This window comes from Myroides albus, assembly GCF_009711045.1.
Lineage (GTDB): Bacteria > Bacteroidota > Bacteroidia > Flavobacteriales > Flavobacteriaceae > Flavobacterium > Flavobacterium album_A.
The window spans coordinates 1-1,368 of the sequence record NZ_WMJX01000113.1; the positions used below are offsets into that span (position 1 = coordinate 1).

Annotated in this window: 2 protein-coding genes; both read right to left on the reverse strand. The window is 31.8% G+C overall.

The window, feature by feature from the left end:
- Positions 1 to 375 precede the first annotated feature (375 nt).
- Positions 376 to 837, reverse strand: a complete 462-nt coding sequence (locus GJV76_RS15525; protein ID WP_155093487.1) for a hypothetical protein — start codon at positions 835 to 837, stop codon at positions 376 to 378.
- A gap of 5 nt (positions 838 to 842) precedes the next feature.
- A partial coding sequence (locus tag GJV76_RS15795; RefSeq protein WP_230381582.1) for a hypothetical protein occupies positions 843 to 1,368 on the reverse strand: 526 nt, incomplete at its 5' end.

Below are 1,368 nucleotides of genomic sequence, written 5' to 3' on the forward strand. Positions count from 1 at the left end.
AGATATGTATAACCCTGTCGTGGAATCATAATACCTAAACCTATTGTAGTAAAGCCCATTCAGCTCGATACCTTCATACTGACCAAGTTGTCTAAATAAGGGCAGAGCGTTTAGTAAATATCTAGTAGATGTTTATAGCGAATGAGCCAAACTGTCGCGCGGGGTCGTTCTCCCTCTAAGTTCCTTAATCTACCATAGATGTCATAGTCTGTACTCCATATCTTAGCTCCTCTATCATCGAATGCCTGTACTGGGCGACCGATATAATCACTAATGATGCTGTATCGCTATTCTTTTACAACTTTAACATATTGCATGTAGTCATTAAAAAAAGACTTAACCTGATTACTAAGTTAAGTCTTTTTATTACTGATTTTATTTATTAGATATATCATAAAAATATCCACCTGCTAGTATTTCAATATAACTATCATACCCAACTATCAAATAATGTTTTAAATTAAATGTATTTGATGGATCATAAAGTTTGTTCTTTTCTTTTAGCAACTCTGAGCTATCTACTTCATAAAATCCAGAATCTGGGCAATAGCCAAATCTTTCCCAAAAATCGAATTTATTTAAATCCTCATTAACTTTAAAAATTTTATGATTAGTATAATTAGATTCAAAAAAATCTAATGTTATACATTTTACTTCTGCTACTGTATTAAAAGTTATATTTATGTCATGCAATCTTAAACTATCCTTATAATCTTGTAGTATTTTTCCTTCAACTTTAACGTTTGTTTCCCTTCTAGAATATTGGACTTTTAAGTCGATTGTTGAAATATCAAAATTAACACGTTCAGGTATTAAACTGTAATTGTATTCTTTCATTTATATTATGTATAGTTTTTAATAATTCTATCTAATCCTGTTCCATCCTTATTTTGAGTAACAGCAATACTTTTTGATGGAACAACTTCATTTGAATATCCAAGTAAACCAAAATCTTTTTTAAGTCTTTCAGGAACTTTATCAAAAGGAACAAATATAGCATCTGATGGCATTTTGCCTCCTTCGGACAATGCTGCTAATCCTCTGTTGTTTAAAGTCACAGCCTTACCTGTAGTAGGATCAACAGTATATGAAATTAAAAATATATTGGGATTTATTCTATTAGCTGCAATATCCTTTCCTACATCAGAAATAGCACGTCCTCGAATTGAAGGATGTGCTTGAGATCCAATATCACTAAAATTAGGTGTAACTCTTTGCTGACCAAAATGTAGATTATCAGGAAAAGAAGTAATAAAACCAAATTCAAATGGATCAAAACTACTCAACCCAAACACATCCACCTGCCCATTACTATCCCACCCATACGCAGTATCCACCCTAGCAAGTACATCTTGTGAGGTATAAAAA

Excerpts from the sequence above, each read along its gene's own strand:
- GJV76_RS15525 (WP_155093487.1), bottom strand. The coding sequence starts at position 837 with ATGAAAGAATACAATTACAGTTTAATACCTGAACGTGTTAATTTTGAT.